This window comes from Pantoea agglomerans, from assembly GCF_020149765.1.
GTDB lineage: Bacteria > Pseudomonadota > Gammaproteobacteria > Enterobacterales > Enterobacteriaceae > Pantoea > Pantoea alvi.
The window spans coordinates 3,983,836-4,001,495 of sequence record NZ_CP083809.1; the positions used below are offsets into that span (position 1 = coordinate 3,983,836).

General features: G+C 58.3%; 21 protein-coding genes. 14 read left to right on the forward strand and 7 right to left on the reverse strand.

Going from position 1 to position 17,660, the window contains the following annotated elements; all coding sequences use genetic code 11:
• Window positions 1–30: 30 nt before the first annotated feature.
• From rfaQ to coaD, 5 genes are all read left to right on the forward strand, one after another.
• Window positions 31–1,107, forward strand: coding sequence for a putative lipopolysaccharide heptosyltransferase III (gene rfaQ, locus LB453_RS21660; RefSeq protein WP_103797300.1), 1,077 nt, complete (start codon window positions 31–33; stop codon window positions 1,105–1,107).
• Entirely contained in the window at window positions 1,100–2,233 is a 1,134-nt protein-coding gene (locus LB453_RS21665; RefSeq protein WP_103797301.1) for a glycosyltransferase family 4 protein, read from the forward strand. Before rfaQ ends, LB453_RS21665 begins: the two co-directional genes overlap by 8 nt.
• An 85-nt stretch (window positions 2,234–2,318) precedes the next feature.
• The gene (waaA, locus tag LB453_RS21670) at window positions 2,319–3,593 is read left to right on the forward strand and encodes a lipid IV(A) 3-deoxy-D-manno-octulosonic acid transferase (RefSeq protein ID WP_103797302.1); all 1,275 of its coding nucleotides are present in this window, start codon (window positions 2,319–2,321) and stop codon (window positions 3,591–3,593) included.
• Window positions 3,593–4,369 carry a glycosyltransferase family 2 protein gene (locus LB453_RS21675; RefSeq protein ID WP_103797303.1) on the forward strand — a complete coding sequence of 259 codons (777 nt, stop codon included), beginning with the start codon at window positions 3,593–3,595 and terminating at the stop codon, window positions 4,367–4,369. The genes waaA and LB453_RS21675 overlap by 1 nt, the downstream gene beginning before the upstream one ends.
• Window positions 4,366–4,845, forward strand: coding sequence for a pantetheine-phosphate adenylyltransferase (gene coaD / locus LB453_RS21680; protein WP_103797304.1), 480 nt, complete (start codon window positions 4,366–4,368; stop codon window positions 4,843–4,845). Before LB453_RS21675 ends, coaD begins: the two co-directional genes overlap by 4 nt.
• Here coaD and mutM read toward each other — a convergent pair whose 3' ends face one another.
• From mutM to radC, 4 genes are all read right to left on the reverse strand, one after another.
• On the reverse strand, window positions 4,846–5,655 hold the full coding sequence (gene mutM, locus LB453_RS21685; RefSeq protein WP_103797305.1) for a bifunctional DNA-formamidopyrimidine glycosylase/DNA-(apurinic or apyrimidinic site) lyase: 810 nt from the start codon (window positions 5,653–5,655) through the stop codon (window positions 4,846–4,848).
• 69 nt (window positions 5,656–5,724) lie between these two features.
• Entirely contained in the window at window positions 5,725–5,892 is a 168-nt protein-coding gene (gene rpmG, locus LB453_RS21690) for a 50S ribosomal protein L33 (RefSeq protein WP_001051798.1), read from the reverse strand.
• An 11-nt stretch (window positions 5,893–5,903) separates the two neighbouring features.
• On the reverse strand, window positions 5,904–6,140 hold the full coding sequence (gene rpmB / locus LB453_RS21695; RefSeq protein WP_010616494.1) for a 50S ribosomal protein L28: 237 nt from the start codon (window positions 6,138–6,140) through the stop codon (window positions 5,904–5,906).
• A gap of 243 nt (window positions 6,141–6,383) precedes the next feature.
• Window positions 6,384–7,040, reverse strand: a complete 657-nt coding sequence (gene radC, locus LB453_RS21700) for a RadC family protein (RefSeq protein WP_103797306.1) — start codon at window positions 7,038–7,040, stop codon at window positions 6,384–6,386.
• 181 nt (window positions 7,041–7,221) lie between these two features.
• Here radC and coaBC point away from each other — a divergent pair, with 181 nt between their 5' ends.
• The 3 genes from coaBC (at window position 7,222) to slmA (ending at window position 9,588) form a co-directional block, all read left to right on the forward strand.
• Window positions 7,222–8,454 (forward strand): bifunctional phosphopantothenoylcysteine decarboxylase/phosphopantothenate--cysteine ligase CoaBC, encoded by a 1,233-nt coding sequence (gene coaBC, locus LB453_RS21705; RefSeq protein ID WP_224481576.1) that lies wholly within the window; start codon window positions 7,222–7,224, stop codon window positions 8,452–8,454.
• Complete coding sequence (dut, locus tag LB453_RS21710) at window positions 8,423–8,881, forward strand: dUTP diphosphatase (RefSeq protein WP_146053880.1); 459 nt, start codon at window positions 8,423–8,425, stop codon at window positions 8,879–8,881. Before coaBC ends, dut begins: the two co-directional genes overlap by 32 nt.
• Before the next feature lie 110 nt (window positions 8,882–8,991).
• Window positions 8,992–9,588 (forward strand): nucleoid occlusion factor SlmA, encoded by a 597-nt coding sequence (gene slmA / locus LB453_RS21715; protein WP_048782857.1) that lies wholly within the window; start codon window positions 8,992–8,994, stop codon window positions 9,586–9,588.
• Between the two features lie 54 nt (window positions 9,589–9,642).
• On the opposite strand, the gene pyrE is transcribed toward slmA, so the two are convergent.
• Both pyrE and rph read right to left on the reverse strand, forming a co-directional pair.
• Complete coding sequence (gene pyrE, locus LB453_RS21720; protein ID WP_033754300.1) at window positions 9,643–10,284, reverse strand: orotate phosphoribosyltransferase; 642 nt, start codon at window positions 10,282–10,284, stop codon at window positions 9,643–9,645.
• Between the two features lie 49 nt (window positions 10,285–10,333).
• Window positions 10,334–11,050: a ribonuclease PH gene (gene rph / locus LB453_RS21725; RefSeq protein WP_103797580.1), complete on the reverse strand. Its 717-nt coding sequence runs from the start codon at window positions 11,048–11,050 to the stop codon at window positions 10,334–10,336.
• A gap of 146 nt (window positions 11,051–11,196) precedes the next feature.
• On the opposite strand from rph, the gene LB453_RS21730 reads away from it, so the two are divergent.
• Window positions 11,197–12,381, forward strand: a complete 1,185-nt coding sequence (locus LB453_RS21730) for a NupC/NupG family nucleoside CNT transporter (protein ID WP_103797579.1) — start codon at window positions 11,197–11,199, stop codon at window positions 12,379–12,381.
• A 34-nt stretch (window positions 12,382–12,415) separates the two neighbouring features.
• Here LB453_RS21730 and LB453_RS21735 read toward each other — a convergent pair whose 3' ends face one another.
• A complete protein-coding gene (locus tag LB453_RS21735; protein WP_103797578.1) occupies window positions 12,416–12,847 on the reverse strand; it encodes a DUF3574 domain-containing protein in 432 nt (143 codons plus the stop codon).
• A 158-nt stretch (window positions 12,848–13,005) separates the two neighbouring features.
• On the opposite strand from LB453_RS21735, the gene LB453_RS21740 reads away from it, so the two are divergent.
• The 5 genes from LB453_RS21740 (at window position 13,006) to LB453_RS21760 (ending at window position 17,640) form a co-directional block, all read left to right on the forward strand.
• Window positions 13,006–13,869 (forward strand): YicC/YloC family endoribonuclease, encoded by an 864-nt coding sequence (locus tag LB453_RS21740; RefSeq protein ID WP_033754290.1) that lies wholly within the window; start codon window positions 13,006–13,008, stop codon window positions 13,867–13,869.
• Between the two features lie 384 nt (window positions 13,870–14,253).
• Entirely contained in the window at window positions 14,254–15,177 is a 924-nt protein-coding gene (gene lpxP / locus LB453_RS21745; RefSeq protein ID WP_224481577.1) for a kdo(2)-lipid IV(A) palmitoleoyltransferase, read from the forward strand.
• 111 nt (window positions 15,178–15,288) lie between these two features.
• Window positions 15,289–16,425, forward strand: a complete 1,137-nt coding sequence (locus tag LB453_RS21750) for an alanine racemase (RefSeq protein ID WP_103797576.1) — start codon at window positions 15,289–15,291, stop codon at window positions 16,423–16,425.
• Between the two features lie 118 nt (window positions 16,426–16,543).
• Window positions 16,544–16,939: a polyketide cyclase gene (locus LB453_RS21755; protein WP_103797575.1), complete on the forward strand. Its 396-nt coding sequence runs from the start codon at window positions 16,544–16,546 to the stop codon at window positions 16,937–16,939.
• A gap of 449 nt (window positions 16,940–17,388) precedes the next feature.
• Window positions 17,389–17,640: a hypothetical protein gene (locus tag LB453_RS21760; protein WP_224481578.1), complete on the forward strand. Its 252-nt coding sequence runs from the start codon at window positions 17,389–17,391 to the stop codon at window positions 17,638–17,640.
• Window positions 17,641–17,660: the final 20 nt, after the last annotated feature.

Consider the following 17,660-nt stretch of genomic DNA (forward strand, 5'->3'; position numbering starts at 1 on the left):
CGCCTCACTGAAAATTAAGAGCATTTGTGTATGGCAAACCCGACTCACGCAGACGTTACCCCACACAATATTTTGCTGATTAAGCTGCGCCACCACGGCGATATGCTGCTTACCACGCCGGTTATCAACGCGCTGCGCCAGCGCTATCCCCAGGCTAATATCGACGTGCTGCTCTATAAAGAGACGCGGCCAATGCTGGAGGCGCATCCGGCCATTCGCCAGCTGCACGTTATCGATCGCAAGTGGAAGCAGGAAGGAAGCTGGCGCAAACTGCGCCACGAGCGCGACCTGCTCGCCGCCGTGCGCGCCGCTCATTACGACATCGTCATCAATCTCGCCGACCAGTGGCGCAGCGCGCTGATCACCCTGGCCAGCGGCGCGCCGCTGCGTATTGGCTTCGCATTCAATAAGCGCAACAACGCCTTCTGGCGGCTCTGCCACAACCGTCTGGTGCCGACCAGCAACCATAATCAGCTGCATACGGTGGAGCAGAATATGTCGGCGCTGACGCCGCTCGGCATTTCACCGCAGGGGGCGCGCGCCTCGATGCACTACAGCGCCGTCGACGGACAAAAAGTCGATGCACTGCTGGCTGAACAGCGCGTCGACGCCGCGTTTATCGTCTTTCAGCCAACCTCGCGCTGGAATTTTAAGTGCTGGGAAGAGGAGAAGGTGGCTGCAACCATCGACCAGCTGGCGCAGGCGAACCGTAAAGTGGTGCTGACCGCCGCACCCGACAAGCATGAGATGGCGATGATCGCGCGCATCCAGTCGCTCTGCACCACGCCGCATCTGGTGTCGCTGGCGGGCCAGCTTACGCTGCCGCAGCTGGCGGCGCTGATCGATCGCGCCCGGCTCTTTATCGGCGTAGACTCCGCGCCGATGCATATGGCCGCCGCGCTCGACACCCCCTGCATCGCGCTGTTCGGGCCAACCAAGCTTCAGTTCTGGCGGCCGTGGGGCGAAAACAATCGCGTTATCTGGGCTGGCGATTACGGCCCGCTGCCCAATCCCGACTCCATCGATACCAACACCCGCGAGCGCTATCTCAGCGCCATTCCGGTGGATGATGTGGTCGAGGCCGCAAGGAATTTCCTCCATGACTAAATTACGCCTGGCGATCGTCCGCCAGAAATATCGTCCTGACGGCGGCGCCGAACGCTTTATCTCGCGTGCGCTGGAAGCGCTCGGCAGCGAGCAGCTGGATCTCAATATCATCACGCGCAGCTGGCAGGGCACGCCGAATCCCGACTGGCATCTGCACATCTGCAATCCGCCTAAGCTGGGGCGGATCTCGCGCGAACGCGGGTTTGCGCGCGCGGCGCGCGCCTGCTGGGAAAAAGAGCGCTTCGATATCGTTCAGAGCCACGAGCGCATCGCAGGCTGCGATATTTTTCGCGCCGGTGATGGCGTGCATCGCGTCTGGCTGGAGCAGCGGGCGCGCATCGTCTCGCCGTGGCAGCGCCTGAGCGCCGCGCTCAGCCCCTATCATCGCTACGTGCTGCGTGCAGAAGCGGAAATGTTCAACGCCGCCTCTCTGAAGGCGGTGATCTGCAACTCGGAGATGGTTAAACGCGACATTCTGCGCTGCTTTTCGCTCAGCGCAGAGAAAATCCACGTTATTCATAACGCCATTGACGCTCAGCGCTTCCAGCCCGCCAGCGAGGCGAGCCGCCATGCGACGCGTCAACAGCTGCAGCTGCCGGAGAGCGCCACGGTACTTATCTACGTTGGTTCCGGCTTTGAGCGCAAAGGGTTAAAGGCGGCGATCGAGGCGCTGGCGAACAGCGACCGCTATCTGATTGTGGTTGGCCAGGACAAGCAGCTGTCTCGCTATCAGCAGCTCGCCAACCAGCTGAACTGTCTGGATCGGCTGCGGTTCGTCGGGGTGCAGCAGGATGTGCAGCCCTTTTACCACGCCGCCGACGGGCTGCTGCTGCCAACGCTCTACGATCCCTTTCCTAATGTGGTACTGGAGGCGATGGCCTGCGGCCTGCCGGTGATCACCAGCACCGGCTGCGGCGGCGCGGAATTTATTACCGCTGGTCAGGAAGGCTTCGTATGCGATGCGTTAGATATCAAGGCGTTGAATGAGGCGATTATGGCGATACCGGCGCTTTCGGCTGACTCGCGTTTAGGGGAAGCTGCAAGGCGCAGAATCGAGCCTTACGGGCCTCAGCGTCTGGCGCATTCGCTGACTTCCCTTTATCAGCAGGTCTTGCTGCGTCGCTGACAAAGTGGTGAGCGTATCTGGGCTTTCTGGTAACATAGATTGATTTATGTGAAATTTTTTCTGCCAGGCTGTCGAAAAGATAACTATGACAACCCTCTATACCGTTCTGCTCTACCTCATTCAGCCGCTCATCTGGCTGCGCCTCTGGCTGCGCGGCCGTAAAGCGCCGGCGTACCGTAAACGCTGGGCTGAGCGCTACGGCTACTGCACGGGGAAGGTGGAGCCGGACGGCATCGTGCTGCATTCGGTCTCCGTCGGCGAAACCCTGGCGGCGATCCCCCTGGTGCGCGCGCTGCGTCACCGCTATCCGACCTTGCCGATTACCGTCACCACCATGACGCCGACCGGCTCGGAGCGGGCGCAGTCGGCATTCGGTAAAGATGTTCATCACGTTTATCTGCCCTACGATCTGCCTGGTGCCATCAACCGTTTCCTCGATACCGTCAATCCACGCCTGGTGATTATCATGGAAACCGAGCTGTGGCCTAACATTATCCGCATCCTGCATCAGCGTCAGATCCCGCTGGTGATCGCCAATGCGCGCCTGTCGGAGCGTTCCGCTAAGGGCTATCGCAAGCTGGGCGGCTTTATGCGCGACCTGCTGCAGCGCATTACCCTGATCGCCGCGCAAAATGCGGAAGATGCCGACCGCTTTCTGGCGCTGGGCCTGAAACGCTCGCAGCTGGCGGTGACCGGCAGCCTGAAATTCGATATTTCCGTCACGCCCGAACTGGCCGCCAGAGCGGTGACGCTGCGTCGACAGTGGGCACCGCGCCGTCCAGTCTGGATCGCCACCAGCACCCATGAAGGGGAAGAGGCGATTGTGCTGGATGCGCATCGCCGCCTGCTGCAAACCTTTCCCGATCTGCTGCTGATTCTGGTGCCCCGTCATCCGGAGCGCTTTAACGACGCGCGTAACCTGACGCAAAAACGCAACTTCAGCTTTATCCTGCGCAGCAGCGGCGAAATTCCCTCTGGCTCAACGCAGGTAGTGATCGGCGACACCATGGGCGAGCTGATGCTGCTGTATGGCATTGCCGACCTCGCCTTCGTCGGCGGCAGCCTGGTTGAGCGCGGCGGACATAATCCGCTGGAGCCGGCCGCGCACGCCATTCCGGTGCTGATGGGCCCGCATATCTGGAACTTCAAGGATATCTGCGCCAGGCTGCAGCAGGCGCAGGGCCTGATTACCGTGACCGACGTGATATCGCTGGAGAAAGAGGTGACCAATTTGCTTCAGGATGAGGATTACCGTCTTTATTACGGCCGTCACGCGGTCGAGGTGCTGCACCAGAATCAGGGTGCGCTGCAGCGTCTGCTGCAGCTGCTTGAACCCCATTTACCGCCACGGGCCCACTGATGACCGCTCGCCAACGCCTTTCTGTGGTGATGATCGCCAAAAATGAAGCGGCGCTGCTGCCTGACTGTCTCGCCTCGGTCAGCTGGGCGGACGAGATTATCCTGCTGGATTCCGGCAGCAGCGACGAGACCGCTGAGATCGCCCGCCAGGCTGGCGCTAAGGTCTATCACGCCGAGGCGTGGGCCGGTTTCGGCAAACAGCGCCAGCGCGCCCAGCGCTACGCCAGCGGCGAAATGATTTTGATGATCGATGCCGACGAGCGCGTGACGCCGACGCTGCGTGCCAGCATTGAGGCGGTTCTGTCGCAGCCGCCCACCGCGACCGTCTACAGCCTGAACCGCAGCAACCTCTTTCTCGGCCGCTTTATGCGCCACAGCGGCTGGTATCCCGATCGCGTTATGCGCCTCTATCCGCGCGCGCTGAGCTATAACGACAACCTGGTGCACGAGTCGCTGGAAACGCAGGGCGCGCCGGTGGTGCGGCTGCAGGGCGATCTGCAGCATCTGACCTGCCGCGATCTGATCGTATTTCAGCAGAAGCAGCTGGCCTACGCCGCCGCCTGGGCGCAGGAGCGTCATCAGCGCGGCAAGCGCTGCGGCCTCTTTTCGCTCTTTTCCCATACGCTGGGCGCCTTTCTGAAAACGCTTCTGCTGCGCGCGGGCTTCCTTGACGGCAAACAGGGCTGGATTCTGGCCGTGGTCAACGCGCAGTACACCTTCAACAAATATTCCGCGCTGTGGGCGCTGAATCATGCCGCAGACAAAGGCCGCCTATGAGCACAAAAGCGATTTATCCCGGCACCTTCGATCCCGTTACCCTTGGCCATCTTGATATCGTGACGCGCGCCGCGCGGATGTTCGATCGGGTGGTGCTGGCGGTCGCCGCCAGCCCGAGTAAAAAACCGATGTTTACGCTGGATGAGCGCGTCGGGCTGGCGCAAAAGATGGTGGCGCATCTGCCAAACGTTGAGGTGGTGGGGTTTAGCGATTTAATGGCGAACTTCGCCCGGGCGCAGCAGGCCAACGTACTGGTACGCGGCCTGCGTGCGGTTTCCGACTTCGAGTATGAGCTGCAGCTCGCCCAGATGAACCGCCATCTGCTGCCAACGCTGGAGAGCGTGTTCCTGATGCCGACTGAAGGCTTCTCCTTTATCTCTTCTTCGCTGGTCAAAGAGGTGGCGCGTCACGGCGGCGATGTTAGCGCCTTTCTGCCGCCGCACGTGCTGCAGGCGCTGCAGGCGAAGCTGGCCTGATTAATGCTGGCAGTTGGGGCACCAGTAGGTGCTGCGCTGCCCGTGCTTGCCGCTGACGATCGGCGTGCCGCAGGCGCGACAGGGTTCGCCAGCGCGGCCGTAAACCTGTAGCTCCTGCGCGAAATAGCCCGGCTTGCCGTCGCTCTGTAAAAAGTCGCGCAGCGTGGTACCGCCCTGCTCTATCGACCGCAGCAGCACTGCTTTAATCGTCGCGGCCAGACGCTGCGCCTCTTCATTGCTCAGGCTCATTGCCGGACGATCGGGCAGGATCCCGGCAGTGAACAGCGATTCGCTGGCGTAGATATTACCGACGCCCACCACCACCTTGTTGTCCATTAGCCACTGCTTCACCGCCGTGCGCTTGCCGCGCGACTTCTCATAGAGATAGTCGCCGCTAAAAGCATCACCGAGCGGCTCTGGCCCCAGATGCGCCAGCACGTTGCTGCCTTCGGGATCGGTGCTCCATAGCCAGGCGCCAAAGCGGCGCGGGTCGGTGTAGCGCAGCACTTTGCCGTTGCTCATCACTAAATCGACATGGTCATGCTTCGCGGCGGGCTGCTCTTCCGGCAGCACGCGCAGGCTGCCGGACATGCCGAGGTGGATAATTATCCAGCCGTGCGGCAGCTCCAGCAGCAGATATTTGGCGCGGCGCTGCACGCTCAGCACCGGCTGGTCGCTGAGCGCATGGATCTCCTGCGACACCGGCCAGCGCAGGCGGCTATTGCGCACCACCGCATGTAAAATTTTTTCGCCCACCAGATGCGGTTCTATGCCGCGTCGGCTGGTTTCGACCTCGGGTAATTCCGGCATGTACTCTCCTCAAAAAGCGGCAAAAACAAAAAACCCGGCCGAAGCCGGGTTTTTCACAGAACACCAAAATTACTTAATTTTGGCTTCTTTGTAGATCACGTGCTGACGTACAACCGGATCGAACTTTTTCAGTTCCAGCTTCTCAGGTTTAGTACGTTTGTTCTTCGTGGTGGTATAGAAGTGACCTGTACCAGCAGAGGAAACCAGCTTGATCTTCTCACGAATACCTTTAGCCATGATTCAGTTCCTTAGTACTTCTCACCACGGGCGCGGATTTCGGCCAGAACCGTATCGATGCCCTTTTTATCAATAACACGCATACCTTTAGCAGATACACGCAGAGTAACGAAGCGCTTCTCGCTCTCAACCCAAAAACGGTGTGAGTGCAGGTTCGGAAGGAAACGGCGTTTCGTCGCGTTCATTGCGTGGGAACGGTTGTTACCGGTCACCGGACGCTTTCCAGTTACCTGGCAGACTCGTGACATGTCTATTCTCCAAAAATCAAATCAGCTCGAGCTTTAAAAACTAGGTCTTGGCCGCCTCGTCAGGCTCATAGCCCGCCAGGCGAGTTCCATGTGAACCCGCTAAGCTGGCCCAAACGCCAAACCCGAGATTCTCAAAGGTGGCGTAGTATACGCCGCTCAGCGCAAGTGCTCAAGTCCCGAACAGATAAAGATCCCTGAAGATCGTGCAAAAACCCGCCATCCGCACCTGCCGGGTCTGGCTTTTCACAGCCAGCCGCGCTCTGCAAAAGAGACATATTCGCCGTGACCGATCACCAGATGATCGAGCAGACGTATATTGAGCAGGGTACAGGCCGCGCTGATTTTATGCGTAATGTTGCGGTCGGCGCGGCTCGGCTCCGCCATACCGGAGGGATGATTATGCGCGAGAATAACTGCCGCCGCGTTAAGCTTCAGCGCCTCACGCACGATTTCGCGCGGATGCACCTCGACGCTGTTGATAGAGCCCATAAATATCTTCTGCGCCTGTAACACGCGGTGCTGATTATCCAGAAACAGCGCCATAAAGATCTCCCGCTCCTGATGCGCCAGCACGCTCTGCAGATAGTGTCGCGTTACCTGCGGGTTCGCCATAACGTCCTCCTGCGCCATCTGGCTGGCAAAAAAGCGCCGCGCCAGTTCAGCAATGGCGTGCAGCTGCGCCAGCTTGGCATCGCCAACCCCTTTTATCGTGTCGAACTCCGCCGGCGTCGCGGTCATAATGTGATAAAGCGAGCCGAACCGCTGCAGCAGCTGCTGCGCCAGCGCCATGACGTTCGCGCCGACCGTACCGGTGCGCAGAAAGATCGCCAGCAGCTCGACGTCACTTAGCGCCTCGGCGCCCATCTGCCGCAGTTTCTCCCGTGGTGCCATACTCTCCATAAATGCCTCCTGCCGTTGACGACATCATGGTCAAATACTGTATACTTAACCAGTAACTTCTGCCGGATTTACGAGGCGGCTCGCAAACGCAGGAGGTGAAAAGGTGCGGGGCCGGTTTTATGATAGAGTCCTGCCACCCAGCCGCGCCTGACGCGGCATCCAGCGAAATGAGGCCTACAGCATGATGGGATTAGCCGGAAAAAAAATTCTGCTTGGCGTGAGCGGCGGTATCGCGGCCTATAAAGCGCCCGAACTGGTGCGTCGCCTGCGCGATCGCGGCGCCGAGGTGCGCGTTATGATGACCCCCGCCGCCAAAGCCTTTATTACGCCGCTCAGCCTGCAGGCTGTTTCCGGCCATCCGGTATTCGAAGACCTGCTCGATCCCGCCGCCGAAGCGGCGATGGGCCATATCGAACTGGCGAAATGGGCGGATCTGGTGGTGCTGGCACCGGCGTCAGCCGACCTTATTGCCCGCCTGAACGCCGGTATGGCCAACGATCTGGTGACCACCGCCTGCCTTGCTACCGCCGCGCCCGTCGCCGTAGTGCCGGCGATGAACCAGCAGATGTATCGCGCCGCCGTCACGCAGCATAATTTGCAGCAGCTTGCGGCGCGCGGCCTGCTGATTTGGGGGCCGGACAGCGGCAGCCAGGCGTGCGGCGACGTCGGCCCCGGCCGCATGCTCGATCCGCTGGCGATTGTCGACCATGCGGCGCAGTGGGCGTCGCCCGTCAACGATCTGCAACATCTCAATATTATGATCACCGCCGGTCCGACGCGCGAAGCGCTCGACCCGGTGCGCTATATCAGCAACCACAGCTCCGGCAAAATGGGCTTCGCTATCGCCGCCGCTGCCGCCAGCCGCGGCGCCAGCGTGACGCTGGTGACCGGTCCGGTGACGCTGCCGACGCCGACGGCGGTCAGGCGTATCGACGTCACCTCCGCGCTGGAGATGGAGGCCGCCGTGATGGCAGAGGCGGCGAAGCAGCATATTTTTATCGCCAGCGCCGCCGTGGCGGACTATCGCGCCGCCACCGTCGCGGCGGAAAAGATGAAAAAACAGGGCAGCGGAGATGATGCCGTCACTATCCAGCTGATAAAAAACCCCGATATCGTGGCGGGCGTCGCCGCGATGCAGCAGAACCGCCCTTACGTGGTTGGATTTGCCGCTGAAACCCAGAATGTGGAAGAATACGCACGACAAAAACGGGTAAGAAAAAATCTGGACCTGATCTGCGCCAACGACGTGGCGAAAGCCGGACAGGGATTTAATAGCGATACCAACGCGCTTCACCTTTTTTGGCAGGAAGGAGAAAAACGCTTACCGCTCAGCGATAAGACGCTCCTTGGCCAACATTTATTAGACGAGATTGTCCGCCTTTATGATGAAAAAAATCGACGTAAAGATTCTTGATGCGCGCGTGGGCGCGGAGTTTCCGCTGCCTGCCTACGCGACCTCTGGTTCCGCCGGGCTCGATCTACGCGCCTGCCTGGATAGCGCGCTGGAGATCGCACCAGGCATGACCACGCTGGTGCCAACTGGCCTGGCGATTCACATTGGCGATCCCGGCCTGGCGGCGGTTATCCTGCCGCGCTCCGGCCTGGGTCATAAGCACGGCATCGTGCTGGGCAACCTGGTGGGTCTGATCGACTCCGATTATCAGGGCCAGCTAATGGTATCGGTCTGGAACCGCGGTCAGCAGAGCTTCACGCTGCAGCCCGGGGATCGTCTTGCCCAGCTGGTTTTTGTACCGGTCGTTCAGGCAGAGTTCAACCTGGTGGAAGATTTCGACGCCAGTGCCCGTGGAGAAGGCGGTTTCGGCCATTCAGGCCGCCAGTAACGCCCATTTTTGCTTAACCATCTGTTTATTTCTTATCAGCCTTAAGCGCGCGCTTAGGGCTGACAGGAAGATGTGCCTGTTTAAGGTGAATTTCAGGGGTTTTTAAGGTCATGGCAGAAAAAAAACTCGCCAAACGGAACCGTCGCGAAGAAATTTTGCAGGCGTTGGCACAAATGCTGGAGTCGAGTGACGGCAGCCAGCGTATTACCACCGCCAAGCTGGCGGCAAACGTCGGCGTTTCTGAAGCGGCGCTCTATCGCCACTTTCCCAGCAAAACGCGCATGTTCGACAGCCTGATTGAGTTTATTGAAGACAGTCTGATTACCCGCATCAATCTGATCCTGAAAGATGAAAAAGAGACGATGGCGCGCCTGCGTCTTATCGTGCAGCTGATTCTGGGCTTTGGTGAGCGTAATCCCGGGCTGACCCGTATTCTGACCGGCCACGCGCTGATGTTTGAGCAGGATCGCCTGCAGGGTCGTATCAATCAGCTGTTTGAACGTATTGAAGTACAGCTGCGTCAGGTGATGCGCGAACGCAGAATGCGTGAAGGTGAAGGCTTTGAGACAGATGAGGCGCTGCTGGCAAGCCAGCTGCTGGCCTTTTGCGAGGGCATTCTGTCGCGCTACGTGCGCTCGGAATTCCGTTTTCGGCCGACCGCCGACTTCGATATCCGCTGGCCGCTGCTGGCCGCGCAGCTGGTGTAGGCTGCGTACCGGGCTGGCTTCCCTTTCCCGAGCGGGAAAGGGAAGCTATCGGCGTTAAATACCGTACTCTTTCTGATAGGCGCGTACTTTCGCCAGATGGTCCGCCATTTCCGGCTTCTCTTCCAGGTAGCTAATCAGATCCTTCAGGGTAATGATGGCGGTCACCTGACATTTATAGTCGCGCTCCACCTCCTGAATCGCTGAAATATCGCCGCGTCCGCGCTCCTGCCGATCGAGTGAAATCAGCACGCCCGCCAGCGTGGCGTTATGCGCATTGATAATATCCATCGACTCGCGGATCGCCGTGCCGGCGGTGATCACATCATCCACCAGCATAACGCGTCCCGCCAGCGGGCTGCCCACCAGCAGACCCCCTTCGCCATGGTCCTTCGCCTCTTTGCGGTTAAAGCAGTAAGGCACGTCGCGGTCATGGTGATCGGCCAGCGCCACGGCGGTGGTGGTGGCGATAGGAATGCCTTTATAGGCAGGCCCAAACAGCAGATCGAAATCCACGCCGCCGTCGACTAACGCCTGCGCATAGAAACGGCCCAGCAGTGCCAGATCGCGACCGCTGTTAAACAGGCCGGCATTGAAAAAATAGGGGCTTTTACGGCCAGACTTCAGGGTAAATTCGCCGAACTTCAGCACCTGCTTGTTCAGGGCGAATTCAATAAACTGACGCTGCCAGGCTTTCATTTCTCACTCCTCTCGCAAAAAAAAGGCGACTCTCTGGTCGCCTGGTAAATCAGTTGTTCAGCGCCGCTTTCTGCGCCTGAATCAGTTCTTCAATGCCGCCGCGCGCCAGTGCGAGCAGCGACAGCAACTCCTCATGGCTGAACGGCTCGCCTTCCGCCGTGCCCTGCACTTCGATCATGCGGCCATCTTCCAGCATAACCACATTCATGTCGGTTTCAGCGGCGGAGTCTTCCACATATTCCAGATCGCAGCGCGCTTCGCCATCGACGATGCCAACGGAGATCGCCGCCACCATGCCTTTCATCGGGTTAGCTTTCAGCTTGCCGTCCGCCACCAGCTTGTTCAGCGCATCGGCCAGCGCCACGCAGGCACCGGTAATCGACGCGGTACGCGTGCCGCCGTCAGCCTGAATCACATCGCAGTCCAGCGTGATGGTGAATTCGCCCAGCGCTTTGAGATCGACCGCCGCGCGCAGCGAACGGGCAATCAGACGCTGAATTTCCAGCGTGCGTCCGCCCTGTTTGCCTTTGGCCGCTTCGCGCGCCATGCGGCTATGGGTAGAGCGCGGCAGCATGCCATATTCGGCGGTTACCCATCCTTGTCCCTGGCCTTTCAGGAAACGCGGGACACTCTCTTCCACGGTAGCCGTGCAGAGCACTTTGGTTTCGCCGAACTCCACCAATACTGAGCCCTCGGCATGTTTGGTGTAGTTTCGGGTCAGGGTGACGGGACGCACCTGCTGTGCGCTTCGGCCTGCTGGACGCATGGTAATCTCCGGCTGAAATGAATTGGCTGCGCATTATACGGACTTCCTCGTCCCCTGTCTTGCTGACGGGATGACGCAGCGGCAGATGAATTTCCGCGCGGTCTGTGGCTAAATGCGCCTTCCTCACTCACTGAAAAATAAAAAGTATGACCTCAATTCTTCATTTCATGCTGGCGCTGGCGGTGATTTTTGCCCTTGCGCTGCTGGTCAGTCATGACCGCAAACAGATACGCCTGCGTTATATCGTGCAGCTGATGGTAGTAGAAGCCGCGCTGGGCTGGTTTTTCCTGCACTCCGTCAGCGGACAGGCGGCGGTCGGCGCCTTTAGCGGCTTTTTTGAGAAGCTGCTAACCTTCGCCGCACAGGGCACCGACTTCGTCTTTGGCAATATGAGCAAGCAAGGAATGGCCTTTATCTTTCTCGGCGTGCTCTGCCCCATCGTGTTTATCTCGGCGCTTATCGGCATTCTGCAGCACTGGCGCATCCTGCCGCTGCTGATTCGGCTGGTGGGCACGCTGCTCTCGAAAGTGAACGGCATGGGCAAGCTCGAGTCGTTCAACGCCGTCAGCACGCTGATCCTTGGCCAGTCCGAGAACTTTATCGCCTATAAAGGCATCCTCGGCGATATCCCGCCGATGCGCCTCTACACCATGGCCGCGACGGCGATGTCCACCGTGTCGCTCTCTATCGTCGGCGCCTATATGACGATGATCGAGCCGAAATATGTGGTCGCGGCGCTGCTGCTCAATATGTTCAGCACCTTTATTATTCTTTCGATTATCAATCCCGGCAAAGCGCAGGATGAACAGGCCATTCAGCTCGACAAGCTGCACGAAGAGCAGAGCTTTTTCGAGATGCTCGGCGAGTACATTCTGGCGGGCTTTAAGGTCGCGATGATTATCCTGGCGATGCTGATCGGCTTTATCGCGTTGATTGCTGCAGTGAATGCGCTGTTCAGCGCGCTGTTCGGCTACAGCTTTCAGCAGATCCTCGGCTATCTCTTTTATCCCTTCGCCTGGCTGATTGGTATTCCCGCCGCCGATGCGCTGCAGGCCGCCAGCATTATGGCGACCAAGCTGGTGGCGAATGAGTTCGTGGCGATGATTGAGCTGCAGAAGGTGGCGGCCGGCATGACGCCGCGTGGGCTGGGCATTCTTTCGGTATTTCTGGTGTCGTTCGCCAACGTCGCCTCAATTGGCATCGTTGCTGGCGCAATCAAGGGACTGAACGAGCAGCAGGGCAACGTGGTTTCGCGGTTCGGCTGGAAGCTGGTCTACGGCTCCACGCTGGTGAGCCTGTTGTCGGCAGCTTTCGCCGGCCTCTTTATTTAAGGGTTGTACGGCGGCCTTCCAGCCGCCGTTTTACTCAGAAGCCCACACACACCGGCGCGTCGACGCGCATCACCGACTCCTGGCCAAAGCGCTGCTTATAAAGGGTGCGCAGCGCTTCGATATCGTCGTTTACGCCATTCTCCACGCCGTGAATAAGCATCAGCGCTTTGCTCGGCTCGCGCGCCAGCTTACCGCTTTTCTCCAGCCACTGCCCGCTGGCGTCGTAAACGCTGAGTCCCGCCTTGAAGCGCGGCGTGACCTCTTTATCGAGGAACTGCTGCCAGTCGTAGCGGCTCACCATTCCGCCCTGCGGTTTGCTGAGGCCGAACCACAGCGTGGTCTGCATCATCATTTCGCCGCCAGCGCACACGGCAATCGGTTTGGTCGGCGGCGCGGGCGAGCGCGGTGCCTGGCAACCGGCCAGCAGCGCGGCCAGCGCCACGGAAAGGGCTACAGAGCGGAACATTGGCAGAATCCTTATTAAAAGGGTCAGCGGCCACTATAAGTGTCTGTCCGCAAAAGCGGAAATGTTTCGTTATTCGCACCCACCTGCGCTTATGCCTGTTAGCGCGCGGCGGGTGTCGCTATACTTGCTGCATAATTTCTGACAAAGAGTAGCCGATTATGATCCGCAGTATGACCGCTTACGCCCGCCGCGAAGCCAAAGGCACCTGGGGCAGCGCCGCCTGGGAACTCCGCTCCGTTAACCAGCGTTATCTTGAAACCTATATCCGTCTGCCGGAGCAGTTTCGCAGCCTGGAGCCGGTTATCCGCGAACGCATTCGTCAGCGTCTGACGCGCGGCAAAATTGAGTGCAACCTGCGTTTCGACGCCGATCCGGGCGCGCAGGGCGAACTGATGCTGAACGAAACCCTGGCGAAGCAGCTGGTGCAGGCCGCCAACTGGGTGAAGATGCAGAGCGACGAAGGCGCCATTAATCCAATGGATATTCTGCGCTGGCCTGGCGTGATGTCAGCGCAGGAACAGGATCTCGACGCGATTAACGCCCAGCTGCTGAGCGCGCTGGACGGCGCGCTGGATGACTTTATCGTGGCGCGCGAAAGCGAAGGCGCCGCGCTGAAAGGGATGATTGAACAGCGTCTTGAGGGCGTGAAGCAGGAAGTGGCGAAAGTACGCGCCCAGATGCCTGAGATTTTGAAATGGCAGCGCGAGCGTCTGGTGGCGAAGCTGGAAGAGGCGGAAGTGCAGCTGGAAAACAACCGTCTCGAACAGGAACTGGTGATGATGGCGCAGCGCATCGACGTTGCGGAAGAGCTGGATCGTCTCGAAGCGCATGTTAAAGAGACCTATAACATTCTGGGCAAAAAAGAGGCCGTCGGCCGCCGCCTCGACTTTATGATGCAGGAGTTCAACCGCGAGTCGAATACGCTGGGGTCGAAGTCAATCAACGCAGACGTCACCGCATCGGCGATTGAACTGAAGGTGTTGATCGAGCAGATGCGCGAGCAGATTCAGAATATCGAATAACCTCTGACGCCTGCTGTAACAAGCGCTCGCCTACGGGCGAGCTTTTAGCCAGGTTTCCCGCTCCCCTGCGTAAATTCTGCGTAAATAAACATAAACTTTCATTTCCAGACCACTCTGAATGTGAATATGCCATTTCTGGTCTACCGCTTTTCCTCTATCCCAACCTTTTGTTTGCTCTATCGATTTTATCCAGCCGGTTACTGCTCTCCACGATAATCACCCGCTCAATGAAACATTTATCTCTATATGATTCCGCAGTTTCACTTTCTTTCGCGGCACTTTTTGCTAATGTGCCGGTCCGAATGACTACAAGCTGTAGCGCCTGGGGAACTTATGGAAGTGCTTCTTTATGCGATACATACACTCATCACATAAAGGTGCGCTATGAAAAAGACCGGAGCTTTCTGCCGTTCAATGCTGCATCCGCGTTACTGGTTAACCTGGTTTGGTCTGGGCATCCTGTGGCTGCTGGTTCAGCTCCCTTATCCTCTTCTGATGCGTCTCGGCGCCAATGCCGGCACGCTTTCTCGCCATTTCCTCAAGCGGCGGGAACGCATTACCCGACGCAATATTGAGCTTTGCTTTCCCGGCATTGCTGAACATGACCTGGAACGCATGATCTCCGGCAACTTCGCTTCGCTGGGTATGGCGCTGCTGGAAACCGGCATCGCATGGTTCTGGTCCGATCGCGCGGTAAGAAAACTGTTCGACGTGACGGGTCTGCACCATCTGCACTCTGCCATGGAGCAGAAGCGCGGCGTAATGGTTATCGGCGTACACTTTATGTCGCTGGAGTTGGGCGGCCGCATCAGCGGTTTGTGTCAGCCGATGATGGCGATGTATCGCCCGCACAACAACCGGGCGATGGAGTGGGCGCAGACCAAAGGCCGTATGCGCTCCAACAAAGCGATGATCGATCGGCGCGATCTGCGCGGTATGGTTCACGCGCTGAAGAAAGGTGAATCGGTGTGGTTTGCGCCGGATCAGGATTACGGCCCGAAAGGCAGCGTCTTTGCGCCGCTGTTCGCGGTTGAGAAAGCCGCGACCACCAACGGTACCTTCGTTCTGTCGCGCCTGGCGAATCCGGCAATGCTGACCATCTCGCTGATCCGCAACCCCGATAACTACGGTTATCAGCTGATTATCGATCCCGAGCTGGAAAACTACCCGCACACCGATGAAGCTGCCGCCGCCGCCTATATGAATAAGGTCATCGAAAGCCAGATTCTGCGTGCCCCGGAGCAGTATCTGTGGCTGCATCGCCGCTTCAAAACCCGCCCACCAGGTGAAGCCTCGCTCTACGTTTAACTGACTCCGCATCATGACAACCCTCATGATGCGGTTTTCGCTATCTGCGGCTGGCATCCCGCCGCAGATTGCTGAATGATGGGGTTCTGTCTGTTTGTGCAGGAACCTCGTATGGATATGAATCAACGCTGGCAACGTCCTCTGCCTGACGATCGCCTGACGCCCTATATTGAAATTGACGCCCAAAGGCTGGAAACCAATCTGCTGTCGATGCAGGAGAAGGCCAGCCGCGCGGGCGTTACGCTGCGTCCCCATATCAAAACCCATAAAAGCCTCTATATCGCCCGCCGCCAGCGTTCGCTGGGCGCATGCGGCATCACCGTTTCCAAACCGAGCGAAGGCGAAGTCTTTATTCGCGGCGGCGAGCGCGACATCCTGCTGGCTTACCCGGTGATTCGCGCTGAAAGCATCGCGCCGCTGCTGACGCTGGCGGCGCAGCATCAGGCGAAGGTTACGCTGATTGCCGATGCGCCGCACGGCGTAGCCGCTATTGCCGAAGCGCTGCGCCAGCAGCCTGATGCCGATGCTGGCGTCGCGATCAAGGTTGATGTCGGGCTGCATCGCATTGGCGTCGATCCGCAGCGCGACGACGCGCTAAGGGTGGCACAGGCTATCCAGGCGGCGCGACTGCGCTTCGCTGGTCTGGTGTCGCACGCCGGGCACGCCTACGGCGCGGGGGATCGTGACGCTATTGCGGAGATCGCTCTGCAGGAGGTGCGACTGATGCAGCATGTGCAAGAGCAGCTGCGCGCTGCTGGTTTTGCCAACTGCCCTGTCTCCGTCGGCGCGACGCCCACCGCGCTCGCCGCGCCGGTGGCCGAGGGGACCGATGAGATCCGGCCGGGGAATTATGCCCTGCTCGATCTGACCGCCTGCCGTCTCGGCCTGAGCCGCGTTGACGAGCTGGCACTGAGCGTGATCGTCCGCGTGGTGGCGGTAAATCGCCATTTCGCCATTATCGATGCCGGATCCAAAATGCTGAGCTCGGACAAGGGACCGCACGGCACCAATGCCAGCGGCTTCGGCGTTGCCGTCGATGAAAACGGCGTCTGCTATGAGGTCAGCAAGCTATCGGAAGAGCATGGGTTTATCGTCTGGCAGGATAGCGCGCCCCGCGTCGGCGCCCTGCTGCGTATTTATCCCAATCACAGCTGCGCGGTTATGGCGCAGTCAGACAGCTATGTGCTGCGTCACGCCGATGGCCGCGCAGAGATCCAGCCGATTGAGGCGCGCGGCCGTTTTCTCTGACGACTCCCGGCAGCCCAGCCGGATGAAATCCCGTCTGCGCCACACTTCTGGCTGCGCGTGATTCTCCCGCTGCATCCGACATGCTTTAATGCCTTTTTCACCCGGTTCCGGAGGTAGCATGCTGTTGTCTCAGATTGTCAGTCAGACCATTGCGCGTAACTGGTTAGATTTATATGAAACCATCTGGAAGCCGGAATATTTCGCCAGATGGGCCTCCGGGCTGAGCAGCAGCACGCTGGAGCAGGAGAACGGTTACTGGCGCGCCCGCGGGCCTGAAGGTTCAGTAAAGCTCCGCTTTACGCCGCATAATCCGTTCGGCGTGATGGATCACTGGATTGACAGCGGCTTTGGTAAAGAGATTTATATGCCGATGCGCGTGGTGGCGAATGAACAGGGCGCTGAAGTTGTCATGGTGGTTTATCGCCAGCCGCTTATGTCTGACGAAAAATTTTCTCAGGATATTGAATGGGTAAGAAGCGATCTTGCCCGCCTTAATAACCTGCTTACCCGGTAAAAACGGCGAAGAAGCCGCCGATCTTTAGTCATGGCTGGGCCTTTCGGCTCAGAAAAGTGAAAAAAGTTTGATAAAAACGCATAAGCGCTTTTCCGTTTTTCATAAGCAACTTTCCTCATTCACAACAGATTCGTTAAAGCCCGTTATCCGGGAAAATTCCTGGACAGCGGGCGCTACCGCTTCGCTGTAACGCCTGAAATACATGCATTCTCAGCGCCTGCGCATTTTTTATCCCCACGGTTTGCGCTTTTTACTGCACAACGATTAATAAACCTTTAGAACGGAAGTTAAAAAAATTTCATGCAAAGAGTGAAACCATTTATTTCTGCAGCGGCGTTATCGGAGTTTTCTTATGGTGTGAATTTAAAAAAAACGAGGTATAAATTAGCCACACACACAGCAACACTTAAAATAACAACACCAGGAAATAAAAAATGGACTGCTCAACTATGGCTCTGCTGTCAGAAGATGAACTTGTTGAGATCGCCGGCAGGATGCTGGCTGGAGAATATAAAAATATAAAAGGATTTGCCCAGGACCTGGCCGCTTTTCTGTTAACCACAGAAAAGACGGCCCTGTCCCGGGATAATAATAATAACGGGGAAATTATTTACGTTTCAGAAATCCATCGCATTGAATCAATAATAACAGGTGAGGCCTGGCGTACTGCGTCTGGACTTCGCGCAGGCGAATGGCATTAATTACTGGTGTGAAATAGCCT